The 19,789-nt window shown below is 39.8% G+C and carries 21 protein-coding genes; 3 read left to right on the plus strand and 18 right to left on the minus strand.

The window, feature by feature from the left end:
* Positions 1-28: 28 nt before the first annotated feature.
* Complete coding sequence (gene rimO, locus N8A89_RS02120; protein WP_281540773.1) at positions 29-1,330, minus strand: 30S ribosomal protein S12 methylthiotransferase RimO; 1,302 nt, start codon at positions 1,328-1,330, stop codon at positions 29-31.
* Between the two features lie 122 nt (positions 1,331-1,452).
* On the opposite strand from rimO, the gene N8A89_RS02125 reads away from it, so the two are divergent.
* Positions 1,453-2,544 carry a serine hydrolase domain-containing protein gene (locus N8A89_RS02125; RefSeq protein WP_281540774.1) on the plus strand — a complete coding sequence of 364 codons (1,092 nt, stop codon included), beginning with the start codon at positions 1,453-1,455 and terminating at the stop codon, positions 2,542-2,544.
* A gap of 43 nt (positions 2,545-2,587) precedes the next feature.
* Here N8A89_RS02125 and N8A89_RS02130 read toward each other — a convergent pair whose 3' ends face one another.
* From N8A89_RS02130 to recR, 13 genes are all read right to left on the minus strand, one after another.
* Positions 2,588-4,288: an amidase family protein gene (locus tag N8A89_RS02130; RefSeq protein WP_281540775.1), complete on the minus strand. Its 1,701-nt coding sequence runs from the start codon at positions 4,286-4,288 to the stop codon at positions 2,588-2,590.
* Between the two features lie 64 nt (positions 4,289-4,352).
* The gene (locus N8A89_RS02135) at positions 4,353-5,231 is read right to left on the minus strand and encodes a DUF2911 domain-containing protein (RefSeq protein WP_281540776.1); all 879 of its coding nucleotides are present in this window, start codon (positions 5,229-5,231) and stop codon (positions 4,353-4,355) included.
* A gap of 2 nt (positions 5,232-5,233) precedes the next feature.
* Positions 5,234-6,190 (minus strand): signal recognition particle-docking protein FtsY, encoded by a 957-nt coding sequence (gene ftsY, locus N8A89_RS02140; RefSeq protein WP_281540777.1) that lies wholly within the window; start codon positions 6,188-6,190, stop codon positions 5,234-5,236.
* An 86-nt stretch (positions 6,191-6,276) separates the two neighbouring features.
* Positions 6,277-6,429 carry a DUF4295 domain-containing protein gene (locus tag N8A89_RS02145; protein ID WP_281540778.1) on the minus strand — a complete coding sequence of 51 codons (153 nt, stop codon included), beginning with the start codon at positions 6,427-6,429 and terminating at the stop codon, positions 6,277-6,279.
* A gap of 37 nt (positions 6,430-6,466) precedes the next feature.
* Positions 6,467-6,649, minus strand: a complete 183-nt coding sequence (rpmG, locus tag N8A89_RS02150; protein WP_058105695.1) for a 50S ribosomal protein L33 — start codon at positions 6,647-6,649, stop codon at positions 6,467-6,469.
* A 20-nt stretch (positions 6,650-6,669) separates the two neighbouring features.
* Positions 6,670-6,906 (minus strand): 50S ribosomal protein L28, encoded by a 237-nt coding sequence (rpmB, locus tag N8A89_RS02155; RefSeq protein WP_281540779.1) that lies wholly within the window; start codon positions 6,904-6,906, stop codon positions 6,670-6,672.
* A gap of 69 nt (positions 6,907-6,975) precedes the next feature.
* Positions 6,976-8,223 (minus strand): competence/damage-inducible protein A, encoded by a 1,248-nt coding sequence (locus N8A89_RS02160; protein WP_281540780.1) that lies wholly within the window; start codon positions 8,221-8,223, stop codon positions 6,976-6,978.
* A complete protein-coding gene (locus tag N8A89_RS02165) occupies positions 8,223-8,474 on the minus strand; it encodes an Hpt domain-containing protein (protein WP_347343966.1) in 252 nt (83 codons plus the stop codon). Before N8A89_RS02165 ends, N8A89_RS02160 begins: the two co-directional genes overlap by 1 nt.
* Positions 8,475-8,559: 85 nt before the next feature.
* Positions 8,560-9,171: a fumarylacetoacetate hydrolase family protein gene (locus N8A89_RS02170; protein ID WP_281540781.1), complete on the minus strand. Its 612-nt coding sequence runs from the start codon at positions 9,169-9,171 to the stop codon at positions 8,560-8,562.
* A 14-nt stretch (positions 9,172-9,185) separates the two neighbouring features.
* Positions 9,186-9,962, minus strand: coding sequence for a 3'-5' exonuclease (locus N8A89_RS02175; protein WP_281540782.1), 777 nt, complete (start codon positions 9,960-9,962; stop codon positions 9,186-9,188).
* Between the two features lie 111 nt (positions 9,963-10,073).
* Positions 10,074-11,213, minus strand: a complete 1,140-nt coding sequence (locus tag N8A89_RS02180) for a DUF481 domain-containing protein (protein ID WP_281540783.1) — start codon at positions 11,211-11,213, stop codon at positions 10,074-10,076.
* Between the two features lie 215 nt (positions 11,214-11,428).
* Positions 11,429-12,775 carry a dihydrolipoamide acetyltransferase family protein gene (locus tag N8A89_RS02185; protein ID WP_289644845.1) on the minus strand — a complete coding sequence of 449 codons (1,347 nt, stop codon included), beginning with the start codon at positions 12,773-12,775 and terminating at the stop codon, positions 11,429-11,431.
* Between the two features lie 88 nt (positions 12,776-12,863).
* Positions 12,864-13,484, minus strand: a complete 621-nt coding sequence (recR, locus tag N8A89_RS02190) for a recombination mediator RecR (protein WP_281540784.1) — start codon at positions 13,482-13,484, stop codon at positions 12,864-12,866.
* Between the two features lie 69 nt (positions 13,485-13,553).
* Between recR and N8A89_RS02195 the strand changes: the two genes are divergently transcribed.
* Complete coding sequence (locus N8A89_RS02195; protein ID WP_281540785.1) at positions 13,554-15,023, plus strand: sodium:solute symporter; 1,470 nt, start codon at positions 13,554-13,556, stop codon at positions 15,021-15,023.
* 10 nt (positions 15,024-15,033) lie between these two features.
* The gene (locus tag N8A89_RS02200; protein WP_281540786.1) at positions 15,034-15,576 is read left to right on the plus strand and encodes a DUF4287 domain-containing protein; all 543 of its coding nucleotides are present in this window, start codon (positions 15,034-15,036) and stop codon (positions 15,574-15,576) included.
* Between the two features lie 55 nt (positions 15,577-15,631).
* Here the strand turns inward: N8A89_RS02200 and N8A89_RS02205 are convergent, their stop codons facing one another.
* From N8A89_RS02205 to N8A89_RS02220, 4 genes are all read right to left on the minus strand, one after another.
* On the minus strand, positions 15,632-15,991 hold the full coding sequence (locus tag N8A89_RS02205; RefSeq protein WP_281540787.1) for a CoA-binding protein: 360 nt from the start codon (positions 15,989-15,991) through the stop codon (positions 15,632-15,634).
* A 379-nt stretch (positions 15,992-16,370) separates the two neighbouring features.
* Positions 16,371-17,381: a 3-oxoacyl-ACP synthase III family protein gene (locus N8A89_RS02210; RefSeq protein ID WP_281540788.1), complete on the minus strand. Its 1,011-nt coding sequence runs from the start codon at positions 17,379-17,381 to the stop codon at positions 16,371-16,373.
* A 95-nt stretch (positions 17,382-17,476) separates the two neighbouring features.
* Positions 17,477-18,787: an ABC1 kinase family protein gene (locus N8A89_RS02215; protein ID WP_281540789.1), complete on the minus strand. Its 1,311-nt coding sequence runs from the start codon at positions 18,785-18,787 to the stop codon at positions 17,477-17,479.
* Between the two features lie 12 nt (positions 18,788-18,799).
* Positions 18,800-19,453, minus strand: coding sequence for a TetR family transcriptional regulator C-terminal domain-containing protein (locus N8A89_RS02220; RefSeq protein WP_281540790.1), 654 nt, complete (start codon positions 19,451-19,453; stop codon positions 18,800-18,802).
* Positions 19,454-19,789 lie beyond the last annotated feature (336 nt).

Here is a 19,789-nt window from a genome sequence, read left to right on the forward strand (position 1 = left end):
TCCAATCGCTCGCCGAAGAGGGAACCAATTAAGCAGGTTCACCATACAAATCAAAGTCTGCAGCTTCCGTAATTGTGATGTTTACAAATTCTCCCTGCTTCACATAGTGCTTGGTAGCATCGATAAGCACCTCGTTATCCACATCCGGGGAATCAAATTCCGTTCGGCCGACAAAATAATTTCCTTCCTTTCGGTCAATGATACATTTAAACGTCTGGCCAATTTTTTGCTGGTTCAACTCCCATGAGATTTGAGATTGAATCTCCATAATGGTATTAGCCCGTTCCTGCTTAATTTCTTCGGGAACATCATCTACCAGATTGAAAGCATGGGTATTTTCCTCATGACTATAAGTAAAACAACCCAAACGCTCAAAACGCATGGCTTCCACCCAATTTTTTAAGGTTTGGAAATCTTCCTCAGTTTCCCCTGGATAGCCCACGATCAAGGTGGTTCTGATTGTCATATCCGGTACAGCAGTTCTAAAATTCTGTAATAATTTGGTGGTCTTAGCCTGTGTAGTTCCCCGGCGCATGCTTTTCAGTATACTATCGGAGATGTGCTGTAAAGGAATATCCAAATAATTACAGACTTTAGGTTCCCGTTTCATCACCTCCAATACATCCATAGGGAAACCCGTGGGAAAGGCGTAGTGTAACCTTATCCATTCAATGCCGTCAACTTTGACCAAATTCTCCAGTAGTTCGGCTAGATTACGTTTCTTATATAAATCGAGACCATAATACGTTAAATCCTGGGCAATAAGAATAAGTTCCTTTACTCCTTTGGCTGCCAATTTTTCGGCTTCTATTACTAATTCCTCTATAGGCTTGCTTTTATGCTTTCCACGCATCAATGGGATAGCACAAAAAGAGCAAGGACGGTCACATCCCTCCGCTATTTTCAAATAGGCGTAATTTTTTGGGGTTGTTGTGAGTCGCTCCCCAATTAATTCATGTTTGTAATCCGCACCTAAAGCTTTTAAAAGATTGGGTAATTCACTAGTTCCAAAATATTCGTCAACGTTTGGAATCTCTTTTTGTAAATCTGGTTTGTAGCGTTCACTTAGGCAACCGGTGACAAAAACCTTATCCACTTCCCCAGCCTCTTTCTTTTGAACAAATTCTAAAATCGTGTTCACACTTTCTTCCTTAGCATTAGCGATAAAACCACAGGTATTTATGACCACTACATTGCCCTCCTCTTCGTGCACCACCTCTTTATTATTGGCCCGTAACTGACCCATGAGCACTTCGGAATCGTAGACATTTTTACTACAACCGAGGGTTACCACGTTGATTTTGTTCTTCTTTAGTGTTTTTGTTCGCATTGCTTTTTAATGGGGTGCAAAAATACAACATGCCCTACTAACAAACAGCAACTTAGACGAATTCTTCCATTTTTACGTTAAACTAAAACGGTAATTGAGAGTCCAAATAAAAAAGTTATCCTATGAAAAGTATATTTTACGCAGGACTACCACTGTTAGCTCTTCTCTTTCTGAACTGTTCAAAGGACAGCAATGAAATTCAAATCGATGACACCTTAGAGACAGTTAATTTCTATTTTCCACCAATGAATTCGGATACTTGGGAAATGGTAACTCCTGAGGATCTGGATTGGAATACCAATGCCGAGCAGTCGCTTTATGATTTTCTAGAAGAAAATGGCACCAAAGCGTTCATTGTACTAAAGGACGGAAAAATTGTTATGGAGCAGTATTTCGGGGACCACACCAAGGATTCTCCCTGGTACTGGGCGTCTGCCGGAAAAACCTTGACTGCTTTTACAACAGGTCTTGCAGTGCAGGAAGGATTTTTATCCCTGAACGATAAAAGTTCCGATTATTTGGGCATGGGTTGGACCGGCCTTACAACCGAGAAAGAAAACTTGATTACCGTTTGGCATCAATTAACGATGACCTCTGGAATGGATGATACCCAAGGGGATTGTAAAACATCCAACTGCCTCAACTATCTGGCCGATGCAGGAACACGGTGGGCCTATCACAATGCACCTTACACTTTAATCCAAGACGTAATCTCTAATGCCACTCAAACTGATTTTGAAGATTACTTTTCTTCTAAAGTAAAAGAAAGAATAGGGATGACCGGCTCTTGGATTTCAACCAACGGACTGAACAATGTCTATTGGAGTACCGCACGCAGTATGGCCCGTTTTGGATTGCTGAACTTAAATGATGGTAAGTGGGACGTTACTACAATTCTTAATGATGAGGTTTACCTAAACGACATGAAAAATACATCGCAAAATTTGAACAAGTCCTACGGCTATTTGTGGTGGCTGAACGGAAAGGAGAGTGCCATGGTGCCCCAATCCCAAATCGTATTTGATACCGAACTGATACCCAATGCCCCGTATGACCTCTATGCGGGTCTGGGAAAAAATGACCAAAAGCTCTACATCGTTCCCAGTCAAAACTTAGTTGTGGTCAGAATGGGAGAAAATCCCGGAGGCGCCGCCCTTGGACCTTCTGGTTTTGATAATGAACTGTGGGGTTTTTTGAATGAGGTGATGAATTGATTAATCGAACCTAGTTCCAATACAAAAATTCTGTTATTAAGCTTTACTCATAGCCCTTCGGCAACTGCCTTACGTGCATTGCCGTTTCAAAAGCGCTGCCCAAGCTTAGCAAATCGGCCTCTCGAAATTGCTTCCCAATAAAAGTCAAACTAATAGGTTCGCCTGATTTTTTGTATCCCATAGGGACGGTCAGAGCTGGATATTTGGCTACGGCAGCATAGCCGGCGTGGTAATTGTTTATAGAGAGAATGGCATCTAAATTATGCTTGTCCATTGCCGTATCAAAAAACATCCGTCCATTTTTCTCCAACGTTGCTTTTATTTCCTCTAGCTCCCCGGCCGTGGTACTATCTGCTTCAATACCTTCAAAAAGAGCTTGTCCGTAAGGAATTCTGGTCAGGGAATCCGCATTATTGAAAGCAACAGCATCAGCAATGGATTTAATTTTTACTTTCTCCGGATTGGTATTTGACTCTAAATATACGGGCAAATCGTTCCGCATATCAATATTCAATATGCTCAGAAAACCATCCATTTTGACTTCGGGAGGTGTAAATTCCACTACTTCTGCACCTAAATCCCGCAACTTTTCTATGGTGGATTTATAAATGGAATCGCTTTCCATCAAGGTACTTAAGGCACCCAAACGCATTTCTGTAAAAGGTTTAGGATGCAACGGTGCGGATAAAATGCCGGGGCCGGCCTCTACGGACTTGGAATCAGATTCATCCTTCCCCAACATGGCGGATAATAGAACGGCATTGTCTCTTACATTCTTGGTCATTGGCCCCGGTGTGTCCAAAGTACTGGAGATCGGAACGATTCCCGTCCTACTCAACAGACCAATTGTAGGTTTTAAACCTACTACCGAATTTTGGCTACTGGGTGATAAGATAGAGCCCGAAGTTTCCGTACCTACGGCGGCCACAGCATAATTAGCGGCTACCGACGTTCCACTTCCCGAACTGGAACCTCCTGTTTCAAATACTCTTCTTCCGTAAGGATTCAGTGTCTGCCCGCCATAAGCACTATAACCCACTGGGCAACCGCTGCATAGGAAATAGGCCCACTCACTCAAATTGACCTTACCCAAAATAAGCGCACCGTTCTTTTTTAATTGCTTCACTATAAATGAATCTTCCACTTCATTATCCATCAAAGCAATACTACCAGCCGTTGTTTTCATTCCCAATGTATTGATGTTGTCCTTTAGCAGAATAGGCATTCCGTAAATGGGGTGTTGCATTTCTGACACCGTACCCTCCGCTTTTAACTTGTCCAACTTTCGGGCGGCATCCACAACATCTTCGTTAAGGGCAATTATCGTATTTAAGGTGGTGGCATTATCCAATTCATATTTATAAATCCTGTAGAGGTAAAACAAGACCAAATCCTCATAACTCAACCTATTTTCCTGTATATGTTCTCGAATGGTATAGATATCCTGCTCCAGAATCATTGGCTTTAGCGACTCGTAGTCAGCCTCCGTCATTTTAGAAACCTCATCGTAGAGTGGAAGGAAAACATCGTTTTTATCCAATACCTTGGACTGGACAAGCTTGTACTGCATTCTGCTATTTTCATGGTCCGTATTTGCGGCTACTTCAGCAGAATCGTTGTAAGGTTCCCAGATACGAACTTGCTCGGGATTGGCCTTAGTTTCTTCCTTACATGAGGAAGTTACAATCAGAAAGCAAACTAGGATTGAGGATATCAGTAAAGGAGATAATAATGATTTTGACATTTTAAAAAGGGTTAGTACTGGGAAGTCTAAATATAAGATTTCTATGCCTCGTTTAAAATCGCAGCTATTTATTTTTTACAAGTTCTTTCCACCTTCGAATATTCTTCTGGTTCATACGAACAAATTCATCCTTTCCTTCTTTATCGGCCAAGTTTAGAGAAGTTTGCGCCGATTGAATGGCAGAGGCGTAGTCTTTAAGCTCACCTTCCACTAAAGATTTCACCCTATAAAAATAATAGGTGTCCCCACCCAATGCGATGGCCTTGTTTAAATACGTCAATGCCTCCGTATACTTGATGCCCTGTTCTTGATAATATCGGGCAATCTCATAATAGGTTTGAGCCGTTGGATTGTTTTTAAGTTTATCCTGTATTTGCCGTTCCATGACCTCACGCGTATTGATTTTTATAGGCACTTCTATTTTTGTACGTGCCCAATGCCAAATCATGGTTACGGCATCGTGAGACAACGCATCGAACGATATCAAAAAATTCTCCTGAAAATCAAGCGTTTTAATAGGTTTTGCTTTTATGCGTAATGCATCCTCTTCTGGGTTGTAAGCTGTCCGTCCGTCGCCCCAATGCGAAATATTCGTATGAAATACTATTTCCCATGTATCGGCCTCCGGAAAAGCATATAATGCATAAGTACCTTTAGGGAGAATATTATTCAGAATTTCTATATCGGAATCAAATGTAATTTTAGTAGACTCGTTGGCACCTACCCGCCATATGCGTCCGTATGGCACTAATCCAGGCTGACCATCGGGTCTATTTCCAAAAATAGTCCTACCCTTGGTCGCAGGTCTGGAATATTCTACTATAATTTTGGAAAGGCCTACTTCTTGTTCCAATCGAGAAAACGGACTCGCTTTGGGATGCTCGATTTGAGACCAAGCTATTGCGGCTAAGAACATGGCGACATATAGGGAAGCGAATTTCACCTTTAGACTTTGAAGAACGAGTCTACGAACTCATATTTATTAAAAACCTGTAAATCTTCAATGCCTTCCCCCACTCCAATATATTTTACGGGAATCTGAAACTGATCCGATATACCTATGACCACACCCCCTTTTGCAGTACCATCTAATTTAGTAACTGCAAGTGCCGTTACTTCTGTAGCTTTAGTAAATTGTTTGGCCTGTTCAAAGGCATTCTGGCCTGTGGATCCATCCAAAACCAATAAGACTTCATGTGGCGTACCTTTAACCACCTTTTGCATAACACGTTTAACCTTGGTTAGTTCGTTCATCAAATTTACCTTGTTGTGAAGTCGACCTGCAGTGTCAATAATAACAACATCAGCATCTTGGGTAACTGCCGAGCTCAAAGTATCAAAAGCAACGGAGGCGGGATCACTTCCCATCTGCTGCTTTACAATGGGTACACCCACCCTATCTGCCCATACTTGTAGCTGGTCTATTGCCGCGGCCCTAAAGGTATCCGCAGCACCCAAGACCACTTTATATCCCTGTTTTTTAAGCTGATACGCTAGCTTACCAATAGTAGTGGTTTTACCTACACCATTGACACCAACCACCATGATGACGTAGGGCTTTGTACCTGTTGGGATTTTAATTTCGGTAGCCTCTCCACTATGTGTTTCCGAAAGTAGTCCGGCTATTTCTTCCCTTAGAATTTCATTGAGCTCATCGGTGCCCATATATTTGTCCTTGGCGACACGTGCCTCTATCCTATCTATAATTTTTAAAGTGGTATCCACGCCAACATCCGAGGAAACAAGAACCTCCTCAAGGTTATCCAAGACATCATCATCTACTTTAGACTTGCCTGCTACCGCCTTGCCAAGCTTGGAAAAAAATGTGGTTTTTGTCTTTTCCAGACCTTTGTCCAAGGTCTCTTTCTTTTTGGAAGAAAAAATATTTTTAAATAAACTCATCGTTTTATCAATAGTTCACCAAATATAAAAATTAAAAAGCCCCTTTCGTAAAGAAAGAGGCTTTATACTAATACTTCAACGTATTATTATTTTTTATCCAACCATTCGTTGACCATTTCTGGTGGCATAACCGATTCCACAAAAACATAGGCACCACTTTTAGGTGACTTAACCATTTTAATGGCCTTTGTTAATCTCTTAGAACTTGTCTGTAAACTTGCTACCGTCTTCTTTGCCATGACCTAATATTTTATAATTCCCACAAATGTGGAGGTACTATTTTATTTCTTTATGAACCGTCATTCTCTTTAGAATTGGATTAAATTTCTTTATTTCCAACCTTTCAGGTGTGTTCTTCTTGTTTTTTGTAGTAATGTATCTGGAAGTTCCAGGTTGCCCGGACTCTTTATGCTCCGTGCATTCTAATATTACTTGAATTCTATTGCCTTTCTTTGCCATTGTAACCTATTTTTTCCAGATTATTTTACCAATCCTTTAGCCCTCGCTTCTTTCAACACGGCCGAAATTCCTTTTTTGTTAATACTTTTTAGAGCCCTAGCAGAAACCTTTAAGGTAACCCAACGATCCTCTTCAGGAATGTAAAAACGTTTTTTGGAAAGATTTACATCAAATCTTCTTCTTGTCTTGTTAATGGAGAACGATACATTGTTCCCAAACATGGCTCTCTTTCCAGTAATTTCACAGACTTTAGACATTGTGTCGAATTTTTCTTTTAAACAGGGTGCAAATTTATATCATTTTTGTCTTACCGACAACATTCTACTTCACATTTTTAAAATTTCTTTTTGAAGTAGCTCAAACGCCTTGTTTACCGACTTTTGAACAATTCTTTCCCTATGATTTCCCATACTATATCTTTCGGCAAAAACTCCTTTGGGAGAGGCAATCCCGATAAAAACCGTACCCACATCCGCATCCGAATCGCCTTTTGTTGGTCCAGCATTTCCTGTGGTTGCGATGGCAAAATCAGTTTTCAATAGTTTTTTGACCCCTACGGCCATCTCCATGGCTACTTCCTTACTTACCACGGAATATTTCTCTACGGAGCCCTTGGAAACCTTCAATACATCTAATTTGACCTGGGTTGCATAGCTAACTATACTACCTTTAAAATAGGAAGATGCTCCCGGTATGGCCGTAATACGTTCCGCTATTTTACCTCCGGTAAAACTCTCTGCCGTGGCCAAGGTCAAATGCTTTTTTGTAAGCAACTTGGCAATTACCTCTTCTATAGTTTCCTCGTCTTCAGTACCGAACAAGATATCCCCTATCAAGGGCACCAGTTTTTGGGATTCTACCTCTATCGCCATTGCCAATTTGTCGTAATCCGTTCCTTTTGCCGTTAATCGTAAACGAACCCTACCAAGATTGGGCAAATAAGCAAGCCTTACGAAACTCGGAAGGGCTTCTTCCCATTTTTCTATTTTTTGCGCTATAGCACTTTCACCTAAACCGTAGGTTACGAGCGTTTTGTGTATGATGTAAGGTCGCTCGTAAAACTCCATAAGCTTAGGTACGACCTCTTTAATCAATAGATTTTTCATCTCAAAAGGCACGCCAGGCATAGAAATAAAGGTGGTATCTTCTTCGTGAATCCACATCCCTGGGGCAGTACCATGAGCATTGTGTAGCACTATTGACTTACTGGGAACAAAAGCCTGCTTTCTATTAAGGTCAGAAATTGGTGTAGAAATATACTTGGCAAAAAGAAACTCTATATGCGCCAATACTTCTGTATTCTCAACGAGTTCATCATTGAAAAACTCACAAAACGTATGTTTGGTAATATCGTCTTTCGTAGGTCCCAATCCTCCAGTAACCAGCACGATGTCTACTCTGGATTTGGCCTCTGCCAAAGCTTTTAGGATATGCTCACGTTCATCCTGTACAGAGGTTATCTGATAGACGGATATGCCTATCTTATTAAGTTCTTTGGCAATAAATGCGGAGTTTGTATCTACGATTTGACCAATGAGAATCTCATCGCCGATAGTAATGATTTCTGCGAGCATTACAAGTTAAAATCGGTTTTGAGTTCCCCTACTACTTGATGAATGTCCGCTTTGAGCGCTGGGAAAATCCTTTCGATATCGGCCATATTAGCCTCACTCTTGCCTAAAGTTTCTATTTCCAAAGCAGCGGCACGTGTTTGCTCCATACCCAATAAATCTACATTGGGTTTGATCTTATGTGCCAATTTATAAACTTGGTCGTAGTTTTTCTCCTGCAGGGCAATTTCCAATGCTTCCAAATCTTCAGGCACTTCTTCCAAAAAACGGATATGACCGAATTTATAAAATCCTGATCCCCTTCCGCCATCTCATTAATTTTATCCAGACTATAAATCATTATTTGATATTTAAAGAAAAAAGTTCCTCGCCCTCCAGCGTCCCCGAAAGGTAATCATTTGCACTTACTTTGCCAACTCCCGCCGGCGTACCCGTAAATATAATATCTCCTTTTTTAAGCATAAAGAATGTGGAGACATAAGCTATTATTTCATCTATTTTCCACAGCATAAAACTGGTATTTCCGTCCTGCACGACCTCATTGTTTTTTAGTAATTTAAAATTCAAATTGTTAAGGTCCTCAAATTTGGATTTAGGCAACCATTTTCCAATTACCGCAGCACCATCAAACCCTTTGGCCTTTTCCCATGGCAATCCTTTTTCCTTTAGCTGAGATTGTAAATCCCTAGCGGTAAAATCGATACCAAGACCTATTTCGTCATAATATGTCGGTGCGAATTTTTCACTGATGTGCTTCCCTACCCTCTTTATCTTTACAAGGACCTCAACTTCGTAGTGAATATCCTTGGAAAAATCTGGAATATAAAAATCCTGTTCTTTTGGTAAAACTGCAGAATCCGGTTTAATAAAGACTACCGGTTCGGCCGGCCGCTCGTTTTGAAGTTCTTTGATATGTTCGGCATAGTTTCTGCCAATACAGATAATTTTCATCTTGTTCCTATAATCTAGCTAAGCTTGTTATTGAGTTTACTCAACTTAATTTGGGTCAATATTTTTTTGGTGTACAGGGGAAAATCGGCATTTAAAATCCAACCAAAGTAACCAGGTTCCTGCTCCAGCACATCATGAACCTTTTTGCCTTTATGCTTACCAAAAGAGAAAATCTCTTCCCCTTCTTTGTTCAAGGCAATAAAACCCGCAAAATCAACGGATTGCTTTCTTCTGGAAAATTCAGAAAGCTTCCTAATATTATTTTCCAGTTCCGGATAACGATCTAATTGTGAAAGAAGTACTTCGTATGTGGCGTTGGTATCGGCCTTGGCACTGTGGGCATCGGTCAAATCCTTATCGCAATAAAATTTATAGGCCGCTTCCAGAGTCCGTTTCTCCATTTTATGGAAAATTGTCTGCACATCAACCGAAACGGTGTTTTTCATATCAAAATCTATGTCCGATCGCAAAAGCTCCTCGGCCAATAATGGAATATCAAAACGGTCCGAATTAAATCCGCCCAAGTCACTATCCTTTATCATCGAATAAATTTCCTTTGATAGCTCCTTAAAAGTAGGTTCATTGGCCACCTTTTCGTTACTGATACCGTGAATGGCGATTACCTCATCAGGGATGGTCATTTCCGGATTCACCAACCATGTTTTACTTTCTTTATTCCCGTTGGGGAAAATCTTTAAAATTGATATTTCTACAATACGGTCCTTTGCCACATTGGTTCCTGTGGTCTCCAGGTCAAAAAAACAAATAGGACGGGTAAGTTTTAACTCCATTTTTGGGACTTTTAGCAAAGATAGGATTTCAATAAATTATGGAAGATGAATTACAGCAATATAATAGAGATTCCCTAAAAAACACAGCTGGTCCATTTTAGCCGAACGAAGTTAGAGTCTATTATTGATGATGTTGTTGAAGGCGGATCCAAAAGTGTAACTCAACCCGACCCTAAAGCCAAGTTCAAAATCCGTCGCGATTTGTTTTTGCTGTAAAAGCACGTCCTCAATAGAGGCGTCTCCCGCCGGTAGGTTAATTTGATCCCTGATAACCTCAAAATTTCCAGAAAACGTTACGGCTAAACCTTTAAAGATGCGTACCGATAGACGGCCGAAAAGTTGAATCCTATTCTTATTGAAATCCTCTAGAAAAGTTGAGCCCCTAAGTCTGGTATAGATATTACCCCAAGGCTGCCTGTAACGCAATTGGATATCCAAGGAGTGATTGAAAATACCTTCACTATCCTTACCCAGAATTGTGGTATCTATATAATCGTTATAAAAGTAACCGATACGATAGGCAAAAACGATTTCACGTTGTAAAACCTCACGGTACGGGAAAATATTGTATTCCAAGGCAGGACTTATTGAGGTAGAAAAATCAAGGTTCGTAAAGGTATTGTGCCTTGCCTGAGCGAAAATCCCCGTTGACCAATGATCACTTAGACTACGCACAATACTACCTTCAGCAGAGTAACGGAGTCTTTCACTTTTAAACGTTTCATTGTTTTGCTCAAAACGACTGGTAGCTTGGTTCAGTTCCAAATCAGCCCGAATCCGCCATTTTTCAGTTACCCTATCACTTTCGAAACCTACCTCATACTCAAATCTGTTTCTGCTGGATTCCTTGGATAAATCCGCCTCACCATAAATTTCGAAAATCCAATTATTCCAAGGATCCTCAAAATTAATCTCTTGAATATCTCCAGTGCCATCTTGATTAATGGTGTAACTAATATCCTCTGCCAGCTCTGACTCCAAAATATATTTTAAAAGGCCAGACTTTATCTTAACGACCAGCCCCTTTCTGACTTCATCCGAAGTCATTGTTGGCGTAGTTTCATAGGAAAGTTTTCCAAGGATACCTTCGTAGTCTTTTGCACCTTTAAAATCCAAAAGATATGTACGCCCCCCGCTACCGTTGGCTACATCATAAATAAAAAGTTGAACATTGGCAAGTGATTGGTCCCTTACATGATTAACAAAAGGAATGTTTTGTCGTATGTAGCTTTTCTCACAGTTACAATCCAAAAAAGTTTTACCGGTTCCTTCTTTTCTTCTTGTGCCGAAAGTAGGGTTGTAAAAAAATTAAAATTAAAAACCAATGTTTTGGTTTGAGAGAAAGCATTTTGGTCATGCAGAGTGTAGCTAAAAATTACAAAAGCATTAAATATACTGCTATGCAAAATATTTCACTAATGAAATTAATGTTAATCCTAACTAATAAGGACAAGTTAGAAGAGCGATTATATTTCCCTATTAACGTCCCAAGCCTCTAAATAATCCGCTACCGCTTTGGCAAACATACTTCCCAAGGCTCCGTTTACAACGCGATGGTCATAACTATGGGAAAGGTACATTTTACTGCGGATACCGATGAAATCCCCCTCTTCAGTTTCAATAACGGAGGGTATTTTTCGTATGGCCCCCAAAGCTAAAATACCTACCTGTGGCTGGTTAATTATTGGTGTACCGAATACACTACCGAAAGTTCCCACGTTGGTGACGGTGTAAGTGCCATCCTGAACCTCGTCCGGTTTTAAGACATTATTTCTGGAGCGTTCCGCTAGGTCGTTAACCACTTTGGCCATACCTACCAAATTCAATTGGTCGGCGTTCTTGATTACCGGTACTATAAGATTTCCGTCCGGAAGCGCTGCGGCCATCCCAATATTGATGTTCTTCTTTTTAATCACATTGTCCCCATCTACCGTAATATTCATCATGGGGTATTTTTTCAATGCCTTCGCAACAGCTTCCATAAAAATAGGTGTGTAGGTGAGTTTCTCACCCTCTTGCGCTTCAAAAGCGTTTTTCTTTTTGGCACGCCAATTTACAATATTGGTTACGTCAACTTCTATGAAGCTCTGCACATGCGCCGATGTGGCTACACTGTCCGTCATGTGTTTGGCGATAAGTTTACCCATACGGGTCATGGCAATGACCTCATCACCAGTAGAAGTTTTTGGGGCAACCGTTTGCTGCTTAGTAGTTTCTGAAGTGATCGCTGATGGAGCTTTAGTTATCGGTGACGCATTTTGAGTAGGTTCTTTTACTGCAACCTCCTTTTTATCTCCCCTATTTTCCACATAGGCCAAAATATCATTTTTGCTTACCCTGCCATCCTTACCGGAGCCTTCTATGGCCTCCAGTTCTTCTAGGGAAATCCCTTCCTCTTTGGCTATATTTTTTACCAAGGGCGAATAAAACCTATCAGAACTTGAAAAATCAGTTCTAGGACTTTCAATCGTTTCCTTAGCTTTTATTAAAGTAGATTCTGCTACTGCAACCATCTCTTCTTCGGTACTTTCATCTGAAACCTCAGCAGCTGCACCGGACGAATTTTCCTCTCCGTTTACCTGGATTATCGCTACCGTATCTCCCACTTTAATAACATCATCGACATTATAGCATTTTTCCAATAAGACTCCTTCCACTTCACTTGGCACCTCACTATCTACCTTGTCCGTGGCTATCTCAAAGATTGCCTCGTCCATTTCAATCGTATCTCCAACTTCCTTCAACCAAGAGGTCAAAGTTGCTTCCGCAACGCTCTCTCCCATTCGTGGTAGTTTCAATTCAAATTTTGACATATCGATAATTTAAACCTTCTTTTGAGTATTTTTTTGCAAAAATAGAAAAATTAACGCCTGTTTTTTGATTTTGTGTCATTATTATGGCTCAGTTTGACTTTAAGGAACCTTCAAAAGGTACCCTGTTCAAAATGCTCCTACCCAAGGTCACCTCATCCGCGAATTCCAATTCATCCCCGACTGCAATTCCCCTTGCTATGGTAGAAGTGCGCACCTCTAGACCCTCAATCTGTTTAAAGATATAGAAGTTGGTGGTATCCCCTTCCATTGTAGAGCTTAAGGCAAAAATCAATTCGATTATTTCCCCTTCCCTAACTTTCTCCACAAGCGATGTAATATTCAAATCCTGTGGCCCTATTCCTTCCATCGGGGATATTTTACCGCCCAAAACATGGTAAAGCCCACGGTACTGACCCGTATTTTCTATGGCCATAACGTCACGTATATCCTCGACCACGCAGACCAAGGATGCATCCCGTTTGGGGTTGGCGCAGATTTCACAAACTTCAGTATCTGAAATATTGTGACAGTTTTTACAGAAAATGATTCGCTCCCTTAGTTGTTGCAATGCATTTGCCAGTTCGGAGGTCTGGCGTTCAGGTTGCTTTAAAAGATGTAGTACCAAACGTAGCGCGGTCCGCTTACCTATTCCTGGTAATTGTGACATTTCATAAACTGCGTTTTCCAATAATTTAGAAGAGAAATCCATCTGGTCTATTTAAAGAGTAAAATTACATACTATTTTTACTTTTTGTACTTTGCCCGCAAATTATTTCCCATGACGGCATCGCATATATTGTTCCTCATTGGTGGGTATTTTGTCCTGCTTTTGCTTATTTCCTATTTTACAGGAAAGAACGATTCCAACGAGGATTTCTTTAAGGCCGGCAAGCAATCCCCATGGTATTTGGTGGCATTTGGAATGGTCGGCGCTTCACTCTCTGGAGTTACCTTCATCTCTGTTCCCGGTTGGGTAGAGGCCTCCCAGTTCAGCTATATGCAAGTGGTCTTTGGATACTTCCTAGGCTACCTCATTACTGCCTATGTGCTGTTACCCATTTACTACAAACAAAACGTGACTTCCATCTACGAATATCTTGATGACCGCTTTGGGTTGGTTAGCTATAAAGTAGGCGCTATTTCTTTCTTCGTTTCTAGAGTTTTAGGCGCCGCTTTTAGGCTCTTTTTGGTAGCTATTGTGCTGCAGCAGTTTGTTTTTGATGCATGGAACGTCCCTTTTGAAGTTACGGTAACCCTATCCATTTTACTTATTTGGATCTATACCTTTAGAGGCGGGATTAAAACCATTGTTTGGACAGATACGCTCCAGACTTTGTTCATGTTGATATCCGTAGGCCTGTCCATCTATTTTATTTTACATGAATTGGATTGGAGTTTTGGTGAATTTCTTGCGTCATCGGAATTGGAAGAATACAGCAAGGTTTGGGTCACCGATGATTTCTTTGCAAAAAACAACATGGTAAAATCCTTTTTAGGCGGCATGTTTGTCACTATTTGCATGACAGGGTTGGATCAGGACATGATGCAGAAAAATTTGACCTGTCGCAATCTTAAGGATGCCCAAAAGAATATGGTCAGTTTCAGTATTGTACTGGTGGCCGTCACCTTTGTATTTATGCTTCTGGGAGCGCTTTTGTTTATTTATGCCGATGCAAATAATATTTCACTGCCCATGATGGACGGTAAACCGAAATCAGATCTCTTATTCCCAGAGATAGCCTTGAATAACGAATTGGGCATTGTAGTTGCCGTTACCTTCATGTTAGGATTAATTGCGGCGGCCTATAGTAGTGCCGATAGCGCATTGACCTCTTTAACCACGTCCTTTTGCGTAGATTTCCTGGGTACTGGAAAAAAGACCGAAGCGGTAGCCAAACGAACACGCCAATATACCCATGTTGGAATGAGCCTTTTACTCATATTGGTCGTCATCTCCTTCAAATACATTCTGGACCGTAATGTTATTGATGGATTACTCACCGTAGCTTCCTATACATATGGGCCTTTGCTTGGACTATTTTCCTTTGGTATATTCACCAAATACACGGTAAAAGACAAGTATGTATGGTTGGTGGCCTTACTATCTGTGCTAATTATTGTGGCATTGGCCAAAATTCCCGCCGAGATTTTAGGAGGGTATATTTTTGGATATGAGTTGTTACCCTTAAATGGTCTACTGACCTTTATTGGACTTTGGTTAATTAGGAATAAAAACACTAAAACTTAATTGAGACATCATGGACAAGGCACTTCAGACAATGATTGACAATATGCCTGAAAAAACAGGTAAGTCTTTAGAAGAATGGAAAACAGTATTAAAAACAAAATCTTTCGCCAAACATTCCGAAGCCGTAAATTTTCTTAAAAAGCAGTATCAAGTCACCCACGGATTCGCAAATACCATAGTTTCACTGTCCAAAGAGGAAAATGAATCTCCCGCTGACTTGATTTCAAATCAATACAAGGGTAAGGAGGAGCTTTTGCCCATCTATGAAAGTATAGTGGAGACCGTTAAAAATTTTGGAAAGGATGTAAAGATTACTCCAAAGAAAACGACGGTAAGCCTAATCAGAAACAAACAGTTTGCTCTTATCAAACCAGCCACCAATACCAGAATAGATTTGGGTTTAAAATTAAAGGATAAACCGGTAACCGAACGACTTGACGATTCCGGTCCTTTTGGAACCATGTGCACACATAGGGTAAAACTTTCTAACGTTTCGGAAGTAGATGAGGAATTAAAGGATTGGTTAAAAGAAGCTTATTCAAAAGCGGAATGAACTAGGAATGTCGGGCCTAAAGTTGTTTCAACTTTTCATGACCCATTGCTCCATCTCAATACTGTCCGGTTGACAGTAAAACTAGCGTACAGGCGACCTCTACGGTAATCCCGTTTTCTTTTAATCGTCGGTAAAATTCTGGATTCTCGGTTCCTGGGTTGAAAATGACCCGCTTCGGGTTCATATCGATTATCGCCTCGTAGTATTGCTCTTGCCTTTTAGGGTTCAGATATAATGTTACGGTATGAATATCTTGGAATTGGTCTAAATTAATGCTAACTTGAATATCTGAAATCTTCCCTGGTCTTAATCCGAAAGCCTCAGTTGTTATTCCATTACCCCGAAGTCTTTTAATAGCCAAATTACTGTAACGATTTGGTTTCAAGGATGCACCAAAAACAAGGGTTTTTTTCATATGTTAATTCCAATGTTAAACTTTGAAACGGTATGTAACGATTACATAAAAAATTCGTCTCTTAGTAAAGTTAAAGATAGGTTTTAGTTAGAAAAGATTTAAAAAACTGCTGATAACGCTATATATTTATAGTTAATGGTTAGTGTTTAGTATAGTCTATCAGCATCGAAACCCGGACAGTTGTCCGGGTTTCGCTTTTATAGTATATAATGAAAATGAGATACGTTAATTACAAGTTAAACCGAACATTTAGCGTAACATATTTATCTAATAGTAGTCTATTAAGTGAAATTGGTACTCTTTTAGCAAGAGGATTGGTTGGTTTTCTCCCTTAGAGTATCAATTAAGGAAACCCATGACAAGTCATGGGTTTCTTGTTTTACCATCTAATGATTGCACTTCCCCAAGTAAATCCGCTTCCGAAAGCGGCCAGGACTACTAAGTCTCCAGAATTCACCTTACCGGACTCCCATGCCTCAGTAAGTGCTATTGGGATTGAAGCTGCGGTTGTATTCCCATAACGCATAATGTTATTGAACACTTTATCATCTGACAGACCAAATTTGTTCTGAACAAACTGTGAAATTCTTAGGTTGGCTTGATGTGGTACCAACAAATCAATATCCTTAGGCTGCAAATTATTTTTTGCCAGACCTTCCATAATGACCTCACTAAAACGCACCACCGCGTTCTTAAAGACAAATTGACCGTTCATATAGGGATAATATGATTCGTCGTTTGGGTCGTTGTCGGCAATAATGTCGGTAACCCATCTTTTACCCATTCCTGGAGCAATTAGAGAAAGCTCTTCTGCATGTTCCCCCTCTGAATGCAAGTGCGTGGAAAGTATGCCTTTGGTAGTGTCCTCTTCTCTTGTAAGTACTGCGGCACCGGCACCATCTCCAAAAATAACAGAAACTCCCCTACCCCTAGTGGTCATATCCAATCCGTGAGAGTGTAGCTCTGAACCAATGACTAAAATGTTCTTGTACATTCCACTCTTAATATATTGATCGGCCACGGATATACCGTATATGAAACCTGAGCATTGATTTCTGACGTCTAAAGCGCCAACGGTTTTGATACCCAAATCTCGCTGGACTAAAACTCCCGGACCAGGAAAATAGTAATCCGGGCTGAGCGTAGCAAAAACAATAAAATCTATATCATCTTTGGTTATTCCAGCTCGTTCAATAGCGATTTTTGCAGCTTTCACCCCCATGGTGGTAGTCGTATCATCGCTACCCTTAACCACATGTCTGCGCTCTTTTATTCCGGTCCGTTCCTGAATCCAGGCATCGTCCGTATCCATTATTTTTGATAAATCATCGTTTGTAACGACATTATCAGGTACATAATATCCTAAACCAGAAATTTTTGAGTTGTACATTGGAATAAATATTAGTCTATTAAATCATATAGGATTAGTGTTGCAATATAGCCAACTATTTGCAACCCAAGTAACTTTTAATTGTAGGTAAATCCTTAGTCCAAATATTTTTGAAAGTTATTCACCTTAATCGTAGCCTTTAAATCGTGCTGGAGATTAAATAACCCAAAGAAAGTTCGGTTCATATATAAAAAATGCTTGGAACCCCTGTTTGCGTTCATCTTCCGTATTTGCTTATCTGAAGCATAATACTCGCTCAACTCTGCAATTTTACCCCAGAAATCGTTACTTCCAAAATCAAACGTTTCATAATGAAATGGTGACGTGAACAGACTCAGCATCTCATGAAACAGCTCTTTGAAGAATTTAATTTCAGCCGGACTGTCCGAAGGCGTTAAAATCTCTAATTCATACATCTTTTCGGTAAAGATGCGGTCGTCCGAAAAATTTTCTTTTTTGGCGAGTTCAAAATATGGGTTGTAAAAGCTTTCCGGAACCTCTTTTATACAGCCGAAATCTATTGCGATCAATTCTTCACGCTCATTGATAAGAAAATTTCCTGGATGTGGATCCGCATGCACTTTTCTAAGACCATGTATCTGGTACATATAAAAATCCCACAAGGTTTGTCCCAATTTATCCCCTAACTCTTTTGAGAAAGGAGTTTTGGCAAATTCACCTAAGTGCATCCCGGTCATCCAGTCCATCGTAATAATTCGTTCGCTCGAAAGTTCCGTATAATAATTTGGGAAAATTAGATTATCAATCCTGTCACAGGCGTCTGTGATTTCTTGACTTTGTTTGACTTCTAACAGGTAGTTGGTCTCTTCAAGTAATTTGTCCTCAACTTCCTTAAAAAACTTATCGGAATCCTTGCCTTTTATATTAAACATTTTTAAGGCAATAGGCTTTACCAAGGCTAAATCACTACTTATACTTTCTGCAACTCCTGGGTATTGAATCTTAACTGCCAATTCTTTACCACCTTTGGTAGCCTTGTGTACTTGGCCAATACTAGCTGCGTTTATAGATTCTTTTTCAAAGCTATCAAAAACCTCTTCTGGATATTTTCCTAAATATTTCTTGAACGTTTTGCGTACTAAGGGGGCCGATAAGGGAGGAACAGAAAACTGGGACAGTGAGAATTTTTCAACATATGCGTTGGGCAGCAGGTTTTTCTCCATACTCAGCATTTGGGCCACTTTTAATGCACTACCCTTTAAACTTTTTAGACCATCATAAATATCCTCGGCATTATCCTCGTCCAATTCATTTCTAGAAGTATCGGGATTTACCAATTTTTTGCCGTAGTATTTGGCATAATTACCACCAATTTTTACACCGGTCTTTACCAGCTTACTGGCCCGTTCTATTTTTCCGGTAGGAATTCTATCAAGTGTTTTCAAAAAGTATTAATATTAAGCAAAAGTTTCTTTATACAGGAATTTTCCAAAGTCGATAATGTTGTCCAAGGGTGTATTATCGAAAACGTCAAAAATCGTATTTACAGACTTCTCAATAGCTATATCGGTCTTCTCAAATCCGGCTGAATCATCATTCATCCAGAATTTCAAAAGAAACACAAACTGCAACCAAGCCCCTTCAGAAAAGAGTTGCGGATTATGTTTTGTTATTTTAAAGTTTTTATCAACGTTTCCGTCTTCTATTAAGTCTTTGGAAAAGCTTTTAATATGTCGTCTAATTCCTTTTAGTTCCTCCATATTTTTCATGGCACCACCATTGTGCTTCAGGATAAACAGAACGTAACTTCTATTAAGGGTGAGTGTTTCAAAAATGGTGTAGAAGAAGGTCAGCATTTTATCCTTATTACTGAAATTGTCATAATCCTTGTTTTTCTTCATCAAGGACAGTGTACTGGTAAAAAACTGCTCCCAGATTCCCTTTTTTAAGCTTTCAAGAGAACCAAAAAAAAGATAAAAATCCTCTTCCTTGATTTTATTTAGCTTGCAAAATTTATAAATGGATTTTGGAACAGTTTCATGTTCCAAAACATAGTCCATATAAGCGGAAAACAATAATTCCTTCGTTGTTTTTTTAGCTTTAGTGGCCATAGATCGATGTGTTTTTATTTTAAAGTTACAATCCGTGGATAAAATTGGAGCTATGAAAAGAAAGTTTAAGTTTTATTTAGCAAAAACGTGCTCCCGAGGGGAAGCACGTCTTCAAACAACCTAACCAATAAATAATCAAAACGTGATTATACTTTTAGAATCTTTTTCATAGCAATCCTTTTCTAATCACTTTGTAAAGATACATACTGTTTAACTTTATATAAAATAAATTAAACAAAATATTTGTTAAAGTTTTAAGCAAAAAAGTATGCCAGTTTGTCACCGAAGACGAGTGTGGTATTTTTTTGACTGTTAGTAGTGAATTAATAATAAAAC

The sequence above is a fragment of the Maribacter aestuarii genome, assembly GCF_027474845.2.
In the GTDB taxonomy this organism is placed as follows: Bacteria; Bacteroidota; Bacteroidia; order Flavobacteriales; family Flavobacteriaceae; genus Maribacter; species Maribacter aestuarii.